Source organism: Sphingobacterium sp. Ag1, from assembly GCF_000988325.1.
Taxonomy (GTDB): Bacteria; Bacteroidota; Bacteroidia; order Sphingobacteriales; family Sphingobacteriaceae; genus Sphingobacterium.
On the sequence record NZ_LBGU01000037.1, the window covers coordinates 181,419 to 191,015 of the forward strand.

The following is a 9,597-nucleotide window of genomic DNA, read 5'->3' on the forward strand; positions in this document are numbered from 1 at the left end:
CTATGAAAAGAAATTTAATAACCAAAATAGCTGTCCTGCTTGTAGTATTAATCACATGTGCTGCTTGTAACAAGGATATCGTAACCGGAACAGATCCCTATGCAGGAGGTAAAGAACCGCTGGGAGTCGGGTTTTATGTCAACTATCCAGAACCAGGGGTGGCCAAACCTGGCGAATTGGTGGATTTTTATGTGAAAGGCCTAAAAGGAAAATTAAATCAGATCAACTTCTTTGTTAATAACACGGCGGTAGAGGTGGTTTCTGCGAAAGACTCACTTGTCACGATTAGAATACCAGCACAGATTACCTCCGGAAATGCCAAAATCGTTGTGGGTGAAGAAATTTTTTATGGACCACGACTGGAAATTGAGGGGAATACTTCTGTAGACGAAAACTATGGGATGGTAAACGGATTTCGAGGTGGGGTATATGATATTTTACCGAATGCAGGTGGTTTTATTGTGGCAGGGGCCTTTTATAACTTCGAAAATGAAGCGGTGGATAAAAAAGTCTATCGCAACGGGGTACATTTTATAGATGCGAATGGCAAGACTAGTACTAATATGAATTTTGGACAGGGGACATTCGGTGGTGGTTTTGTGCGATCTATCGCAAAGACAAGTGATGGTAAATTTATCTTTGCCGGTGCTATGGGAACTTTTGCAAAACGAGCGGTTAATAACATTGTTCGTGTCAATAATGATGGTAAGATTGACTCAATGATTGTAGAAGTGATCAATCCAGGTAGTGATCCCAAAAATTCATTGGATACGGTATCGGCCTTTAATGGTGGTGTAAACGATATGATTGTTAGGGCTTTTACGACTGCTGACAATAAGGTGATTGCCGTTGGTAACTTTACATCGCATTATAAGATTGATTACGACTATTCTTCCCGTGACTCCCGTAGATATATTATCTCGACCGCGAAGAGTATCATTCGCATGAAAGAGGATGGTTCCTTGGATTCTACATTTGCGCTGAATAATGCCGGTGCCAATGGACGGATTATGGATGCGGCCATGATAGATAATGAACGAGTTGTCATCGTCGGTTCATTTACCACCTATAATGGTAAGGCAGCCAACGGAATTGCTTGTATCAAATCAGACGGTTCATTGGATGAAACCTTTACTTTAAAAGGAAATATTACCCGATTATTTAAGGTAAGCTATAATAGTACGTTGAAAAAATTAGCTGTTTCGGGCATATTCACAGGTGCTGGTGCTTCAGGAAAGGTAAATAATATTGCCTTGATGAATATGGATGGAACGGTTGATGAAACCTTCATTCTAAAGGATATTGGTGCTGGAATTATCAATTATGCACAGATATTGAATAACGGACAAATCATTATTGACGGAACGCAACAAAGCTATGCCGGTGTGCCAAGGGCAAATTTATTGATCTTGGAAAAAAATGGCGAATTGCTGCAAAAATACAATGCATTGGGACCATTTACCGGCGACCTTGCTAAGGTTGTCGAGACGAAATCCGCTGTAGGTGAACCTGCCTTATTGCTAGGAGGGAATATTCTCCAATTTGGACAAAAGACAGTAGGAAACTTCTTCCGTTTGGAAATCAAGAATTAATCCAACAAATGAAACTGGTTATGATTAAGTATTTTAAAACTTTCAAAAATATTTCTCTAGCGCTTGGTGCCTTAATGGTATTGGGTGCTTGTAATAAGGATTTTCCCAATTTGCTGCAAAATTTTAATGAAGCGAAGGATAGTCCCGAAAGCCGTGATAAGGTGCTATTGGTGATTGTTGATGGGCTTTCAGGTCCAGCCATGCAGGATATTGCCCCTACGAATATTGATTTGATGACACGCAATGGTTTAGTTACCTATGGTAGTTTGGCAGATCCGACAACCGATTTTGAGGTAACCAATCAATCGGTTACAGCTGCATTGCTGACGGGTGTTAATAGTGCTAAAAATAAGGTCGTCGGTACGGATTTGAGCTCGATCGACTTGAATAAGTATCCGACAATTTTCACGAAGTTGAAGCAAAACGCGACAAGCCGTAAGTCGAGTCTCTTCACCTCTGATACAAAATATGGTGCTGCCTTGGGTAAAGATGCCGAAGTTAAGGTGGAAAGTAATGATGCTGCGGTAGTCACTGTCGCAACATCGTCATTGGCAAATACCGAATCGGATTTAAATGTTATCCATTTGACCGAGGTGGATAAGGCTGGAAAATCTTCTGCCTATTCGGCTTCAGACACAAAATATGTGGCTGCAATTAATGTCTTGGACAAACAAGTTCAATCCTTATGGGAAACGATCAAAAAAAGAGCAAGCTTTAATACAGAAAATTGGATCGTGATTATCACCTCAGCTCAGGGTGGGGTATCTACAGATCCTGTAACCGATTTTACACCATATGGTGATAGCAAAAGAGATACATATACATTGTTCTACTCGCCAAAGTTTGCGCGGAAAATTGTTCCTCGACCAAACTCAAAAGATATTCCTTTTGTAGCAAATGCAACACGTTATACCTATGCGAGCAATAATCAGGTCGTTGGTAAACTAGCTGATGTGAATAAATTTAATATGGGTACTGGAACTGATTGGACGATGACCCTCTTTTTGAAATACAATGTTGCCAATTCCGAGTATTATTACCCGATATTTTTTGCAAAACGTGTTGAGGGCTTTACTGGAGCAGGCTGGAACTTCTTTTTAGAAGGAAATTACTGGGGTTTTAATAGCTCAATCGCTGGACAGGCATTCGGTCCTGGTATAAATGATGGCGAATGGCATGCACTGACCGCCGTTATTAAACGCAGCGGAAGCAAGGATTCTGTCTATGTTTACACCGATGGAACCAATGCCACGGTCTCTGGTAAATCTTCACAAGTAAGCGCTAATGGGAATAATTTAAATAATGCTAGCCCGTTGACACTGGGATATAATCCTGGAAATGGGAATACCGATTGTAATATTTCTATCTGTAACGTACAAGTTTATAATCGCGCCTTTTCGGCCGAAGAAGTAAAGCGATACGGAGGGGTGACTCATATTGATGAAACATATCCATTCTGGGATAATCTTCAGGGATATTGGCCTGGATATGACGATGTCAATACCACTGTATTGACAGAAAAAACGGGGAATGGAGCGGGTAACTTTAAACTAACAGGCCCTGTTGCTTGGACAAGTTTCAATGAATTGGTTCCGTTTTTTCAGCCACCAATTGAGGAATCTTTTTATCGTCTAGTGCCGAATGCCGTGGATATTCCTTTTATGATCTATCAATGGCTGGGAGTATCGGTAGAATCATCATGGAATTTGGACGGCAAGAGTTGGACGCCAAATTATACACAGATTAGAAAATAACCAAATTTTGACCTAATGAGAAAGAGATATTTAGTTTTTGGATTATTTGTTGGGTTGATGGCCTGTGCCTCTTCCTGCAGTAAATATGGTATTGAGTTTCCAGATGGTTATCAATCTGGAGATTCTACAGAAACGCCGCTACAGTCGGATACAACCATGGGCAAAGCCGATAAGAGCTTATACCATAGAGCTCGGATATATCCGGGCCTGGTAGGAGAAAATGTCACTCGTGTTAAGGATACCACAATTTCTATGTTGATGAATAGAAAATATGTGACCTCCTATGAATATAAAGTTAGTGTAACACCTGCGCCAATATATACGACAGGACTATATGCTCCTGCCGGCGAAGTGATTCGGATTACTGTGCCTGAAGGTGCTATTGGCATGACCGTGCAGGTGGGAGTGCATACAGATAACATCACCGGTAAAGATGCTCCAAGGAGAGATCCTATTCTGTACACCAGAAAGGAATTATTCCCGGGAACAAATTACATCAAGAACCTCTATGGTGGAACGATATGGATTACTAATCAGAAAGCAAGCACGACACCTGTTAACATTAAAGTAGCTGGCGCTGTCAAATCTACAGACTTTATTCTAGGTAAATCTGTTGTTGCCGATTGGAAAAAACAAGTGTTGTCGCAGGATGTTCCTTGGATGGACCTTATAGGCCAACGAGTCGCTTTTTCTGTCCCACGCTCGCTCGTCGTTAAATTTATCCAGTCCGGAAAAATGGATCAAGTGGATGAAGCGCTACGGTTATGGGACGATACCTATGTCAAAGATTATTATAATTGGATGGGGTTGTCTGCTGATGCAGCGAATCCCATCAATCGTTATCCCGAATTTTGGGAAAGAGGTGTAATGGATATTCACCCATCATTAGGTTATGCGCATAGCGGTAGCCCATGGGTGATGCAAGAAGATGAATATTGGTTGGATGAACTGACAAATCCCAACACGATCAGAAAAGGAACTTCATGGGGATCATACCATGAGGTCGGGCACAATTATCAAGCAACATGGGCCTGGAGTTGGTCGGATCTGGGCGAGACGACAAACAACCTGTTTATTTTTAACGCAGCGCGCAATCGCGGTGTGACTTCACGAATTGATTTTCATCCTGCATTAAAGACGTCAATTCCTGCTGCATTGAAATTTGCAGCGCTGACCTCTGCGAAGAACTTTTCCAATTTTCCTGAAGAATTGGGAATTGACGCTGATGATCCTTTTGCTCGATTAACACCTTTTCTTCAAATCTTTGATAAGACAAAGGGTAAAAATGGAGAATCAGGTTGGGATTTTTTCCCGTATATCTATAGCAAAGCGCGCAACGAAAACTTTACAAGTTCTTTGGACCAAGGCAAACGGGATTACTTTTATCGCCAGCTATGTAACTTTACAGGAAAAGATTTTAATCGGTTCTTTATTGCTTGGGGTATTCCGGTAAGTAGCTCGGCCAAACGCGAGATGCGTGAAAAATATCCTCCGATGGACAGGTCTATCTGGGAATACAATCCTTTGACGTTTACGGGCGGCGACGGCGTATTGCAACCGCGCTATTTCTTACCAAGTGGTCTGTTTGAATTTACGGCAAATGTCGCTACAGCAACAAACGAGAGTACCGGTAAATTCAGTGCAATGACTGATGGCGATCCAAATACCTATTGGCATACTTGCTGGTCTGGCTGTTCTATCCCGACTACTTTACCTGTAGAATTGACAATGAATATGAAAGAAGTCAATGTATTCAAAGGATTTTATTATAAAAATAGAAAAGGACAGACATTCGCAACAAAAGTTAAAGTTTATATCAGCCGTGATAATAAAAATTGGACGGATATGGGCGCATTTGCATTGGCTAGCACTTCACAGACAACTGCTCAGAATGAAGCATTGAAGGAGTTTACGTTTCCAAATTTAGTAGAGGCTCAGTATGTGAAATTTGTGTTCCCGGATCCAAATACTGGTGGAGCAGAACATGTTGCAATTGCTGAGTTAGGGGTGTTTTACGATATATAAACTTAAGTTATGAAAAGATTATTCAATATAAAGAAAGCCTTAGTTCTTGTCGTAGCTGCGGTGTCGTTATTGGTTGGCTGTACAAAATATGCTAATCCGCCGGCGGTGTATGAAGACTATGAGCAGAATCTGCAACAAGCGGTTAAACGGAAAGTGCTGTTTATCTCTGTGGACGGGCTGGTAGGGCAGGAATTAAAAAAGAGCGTCCCAGCTAATATGGCTGAGTTGATCAAGACAAGTAAGTATACCTTTAATGCACTGGCTGATGAGAATACCGGTGATGCATCTGCTTGGATGACGATGATGAGTGGAGTGACCTACTCCAATCACCAAATTAATGATGATTCTTATATCCCTAAACCGGATGAAGATGACCCACATAAGAATGTGGCGGGTTATCCTTCCATGTTGTATCGCATCTCAACGATAGCGCCTTCGCTGAAAACGACAGTCGTATCACGGTCGATCGCATTGAATGACAAACTGCTTGTTAGCGCAAATGAAACCTATAATGGAGCGACTGACGAAGACGTAAAGACAAAGGTACTAGACCTGTTTAATACCAAAAATACGGATTTTATGATCGTACAGTTCACATCTTTATTGGATGCAGGGAAAAAAGGTGGTTTTACAGTGAGTAACAGTGACTACGCGGATGCCTTAAAGAAAATTGATGGGTATATCGGCGAAATAACGAAGGGACTAGCTGCACGCAAAAATTATCAAAATGAAGACTGGTTGATTGTCGTAACATCAAATCATGGTGGTATTGGACGTTCATACGGTGGTAACACGCTGCAAGAGCGGAATACCTTTGCTATATTTCAGAATAAAAACTTTAAAAGTGCCGAGCTGACCGGGAAACCCATGAGCTATGTTCGGATGTGGGGATACGACGGTACTGGAAACAAGCCTTTAGGGGTAAGAGCAGTAAGTGGAAATGTTGGGAATTCAAGTGATTATGATTTGGCAACGACGAAAGAATTAACAATTTCTGCCCGCTTCAGATTTAATTTGAACAATACAATTATTTCATCGACTTATCAGCCAAATACCTATAACTACTGGTATTCGGGTATTTTTGGTAAGGATTCAAACACTTCTACAGCTACGCCGGGATGGATGTACTATACCTGGGGGAATGATTTGCAGGTGAAGATCAGTGATGGGGTGAAGGAGGCGACCTGTCAGACAGCGAAAGTTAACGGCGACTGGTATACCATGACTACAGTCATCAAAGCGATTGGCAATGACCAGGTTAATATCAAGATCTATAATAATGGCACACTAGCACAGGAAACAACTACATCAGGGATGAATGTGGCCAATATAAAAACGACTGATCCTTTGATTTTCGGTTATAGACCTAACATATCTTATGACTTGGTCGATTTTGATGTGTCGAATGTATCTATATTTAATAAGGCATTTACACAAGATGAAATTCGAAATTCTTTATGTTCTGCCGATGAATTGACTAGCTCTTCGTTTGCCAATACTTTAAAAGGCTATTGGAAGATGTCGCCTACTGAAAGCGGTTCGATTCAGAACGAAGTGTCAGGCAAGAGTGCAATGGGGCTTAGTGGAGCTTTTCAATCGAGAATGACTTCGGAAGTGGTGCCTTGTGATTTGGGTGAAAATGCCGTATTTATTCAGGCAGCGGACTTCTTCCCACAGATATTTTACTGGTTGGAAGTACGGACCTTAAAAGACTGGAAACTGGAAGGACAAGTATTTTTAAATAAATACGAGGTTGAATTTCTGCTGTCTGAGCAAAAATAAATAGATTATGAAACCATCCGTGATTAAGGTTTACTTTATAGAGTATTATTAAGTAAGCCTTAACCACAACTAAACTCCATCATATTGATGGAATAAACTTTATTTATCGATGAAAAGGAATTTTAAAATGAGCTGGGCATTTAATGCTATTTTAGGAGCTTTTTTGCTAAGTACTGGGAGTTGTAAAGAAGAGGAATTGGTATTTCCACAGCAAGGGAACCAGGAAACTGTTGTAACTGAAACACGACCAACAGCAAAGCCAACGAATTTGACTTATGTATCGGCCTTTAATCAAAATATAGAAATACATTGGCCTACTTTATCTGATCGTGTCGTAAAAGCTCAGATCAAATATAAAGATGGTGCTGCGGATAAAATATTGGATATTACTAAGTTTAGTGATCCAACAATCATTCATTTAAGTGAATTGAAAAGCTATAGCTTTTTGTTACAGTATTTTACGTCAGATGGTACCGGCTCTAAAGTGACACAAACCACATTAAGTCCAAGAGCATATGAGGCGGATTATAAAGTGGCGAATGTGTCAGCACAAGCTATTCCAGGCGGGGTAACATTTATCTTTCCGAATACTTCTCAGCGTGAGATCCCCGGGAAATTGTCGTATGCGGTTGAGGGAAAATCTTTTGAAGTAGACCTGAAGGGCAATATGCAAGATACGGTGACGATTTCGAATCTAACCGATGAAACAAAAAAGATAGATTTTTCCTTGAAATTTCAGGATGACCAATGGAAGAGAACGGCAACCGGAAAATCCCAAATGGCTCCTGGTTTGTTAACTTATAAGTTGATCCGGCCAACAGTTGTACCCTATATCGACGGGAATAATCTTGTTTTAGCGTGGGACAATGAAACGCAGGATCCAGTTACTGTTAATGTGCAATATGAGTTAAATGGGGTAAAGAAGACCGCTACTTTAGCAGAGAGTACAGATGTGAAAGGTAAACTATCATTTGATGTTCAAGGTAAAGCAACTGCGATTGCCTATACCTTGAAAACCGAAGGATTAACCTCGCCCATCCAGCAAAAACAGGTAAATCCATTGGGATTGGTGAATAAAGCACTTTGGTCAGCATCGGCATCTTCGGTCGAAACAGAAGAAGGCGAAAAGAACGGTAAACCGGAGAGCTTAATTGATGGTGATATTACTACTTTTTGGCACTCGACCTGGTCTGATGGAGAACCCCCATACCCCCATTGGTTTATCATCGATATGGCTAAGGTAGAGGCTTTCGGTCGTTTTGGCATGATCCGACGTTATAATAATACCAATGGGTTCAAAACATTTAATATTGAAGTTTCTTTGGATAAAGTGAATTGGAAGATGATTGGAAAAGATCTGAACTTTAACTCGGCAGACAGCCCTGCGGCTTGGCAAGATTATAGTGTGGCACCGGTCAATGCACGTTATATTCGAATTACAATGACAGCATCACGAAATGGTACGTCTTTATCTACCCATTTAGGAGAATTTAGAGCGTATGCTTACTAAGTTTAATGATCGTTTTTCGATTTAACAAAGGAAAGACAACCCGGCTTAATCCAAATGTCCGGATAAGATGTCCGATTTTGAAATCCCCCAGTGAGCAAGCAGCTTTCTGGGGGATTTTTTTGTAACGTTCCATTGCCTGGCAAAGGGACCAATACTAGTCCAATAAGCACTTCGATGGATCTGTCTAGGGCTTGGATAATAGCAATTATTTTTGTGATTTCTCTGGGGGTAACCCTAGTTTGCCCTAAATGAGCAATGGTTCCCCAGTAAATAAAAAAGAGTTGAGGATTGCTTATTCCTTAGTCTAGCTTTTGTTTATACTTAGCTTAGTATTAAGTTAGGGTTTGCTTAGCTATAACCTATACTATACCTAAACTAAACCTAACTAAACCCTAAACTAAACCTAAGTAAACAGGTATAAAAGTCTAGCTGCAAAAGAAGGTATTCCGGCGTCCTGTGGTCTGCCATTTTTTCTGGCCGTCCTTGTCTATCGGCTGCGCAATTTATCCAGTGTGCATTGTACTGCGGCTTTCGTGTGCCAGTTGTTGGGGGTATTCCCGCTATCCCGTCCATTGTTATATCCTGCGTTGCTGTTTCTTTCCGCTGCGATCTTTCCGACGGCACAATTTTCCGGCCCTATCGATATCCGTCTGCCCATCTGCTGCGCCTGGGACCCCGTTCCCGGTATTGGCTGCTTATATTTGCCGCTGCAGCCGGTGTTGAAATTCCTCAGGAAACCCTTTTCGTCTCTTCTTGCGGATAGCTGTGTACTAAAATGAAAAAGAATCTCGCACCTTTACAGGCAGTTAAGGAGAAAATGAAATAAATAAGAACAAATCGCTTGGAAGTTTGTTAATAATCTCCCTATCTTTGCACCACTCCGCAAGGGAGGGACGGTTGCTTCGCAGGAAGAAACCATGAAAAAAAGAAGGGT

General features: G+C 41.2%; 5 protein-coding genes. All 5 read left to right on the forward strand.

Annotated elements, in window-relative coordinates; translation table 11 throughout:
• The first annotated feature begins 2 nt into the window (after positions 1–2).
• The 5 genes from AAW12_RS12040 (at position 3) to AAW12_RS25480 (ending at position 8,663) form a co-directional block, all read left to right on the forward strand.
• Positions 3–1,592 (forward strand): DUF5008 domain-containing protein, encoded by a 1,590-nt coding sequence (locus AAW12_RS12040; RefSeq protein WP_046673862.1) that lies wholly within the window; start codon positions 3–5, stop codon positions 1,590–1,592.
• Between the two features lie 20 nt (positions 1,593–1,612).
• A complete protein-coding gene (locus tag AAW12_RS12045; protein WP_197084026.1) occupies positions 1,613–3,346 on the forward strand; it encodes a LamG-like jellyroll fold domain-containing protein in 1,734 nt (577 codons plus the stop codon).
• Positions 3,347–3,361: 15 nt separating this feature from the next.
• The gene (locus AAW12_RS12050; protein ID WP_046673864.1) at positions 3,362–5,371 is read left to right on the forward strand and encodes a M60 family metallopeptidase; all 2,010 of its coding nucleotides are present in this window, start codon (positions 3,362–3,364) and stop codon (positions 5,369–5,371) included.
• Positions 5,372–5,380: 9 nt separating this feature from the next.
• Complete coding sequence (locus AAW12_RS12055) at positions 5,381–7,153, forward strand: alkaline phosphatase family protein (protein ID WP_046673865.1); 1,773 nt, start codon at positions 5,381–5,383, stop codon at positions 7,151–7,153.
• Between the two features lie 109 nt (positions 7,154–7,262).
• On the forward strand, positions 7,263–8,663 hold the full coding sequence (locus AAW12_RS25480; protein ID WP_084823155.1) for a discoidin domain-containing protein: 1,401 nt from the start codon (positions 7,263–7,265) through the stop codon (positions 8,661–8,663).
• Positions 8,664–9,597: the final 934 nt, after the last annotated feature.

Coding starts and splice junctions, on each gene's coding strand:
- AAW12_RS12040 (WP_046673862.1), top strand. CDS start 3: ATGAAAAGAAATTTAATAACCAAAATAGCTGTCCTGCTTGTAGTATTA.
- AAW12_RS12045 (WP_197084026.1), top strand. CDS start 1,613: ATGATTAAGTATTTTAAAACTTTCAAAAATATTTCTCTAGCGCTTGGT.
- AAW12_RS12050 (WP_046673864.1), top strand. CDS start 3,362: ATGAGAAAGAGATATTTAGTTTTTGGATTATTTGTTGGGTTGATGGCC.
- AAW12_RS12055 (WP_046673865.1), top strand. CDS start 5,381: ATGAAAAGATTATTCAATATAAAGAAAGCCTTAGTTCTTGTCGTAGCT.
- AAW12_RS25480 (WP_084823155.1), top strand. CDS start 7,263: ATGAAAAGGAATTTTAAAATGAGCTGGGCATTTAATGCTATTTTAGGA.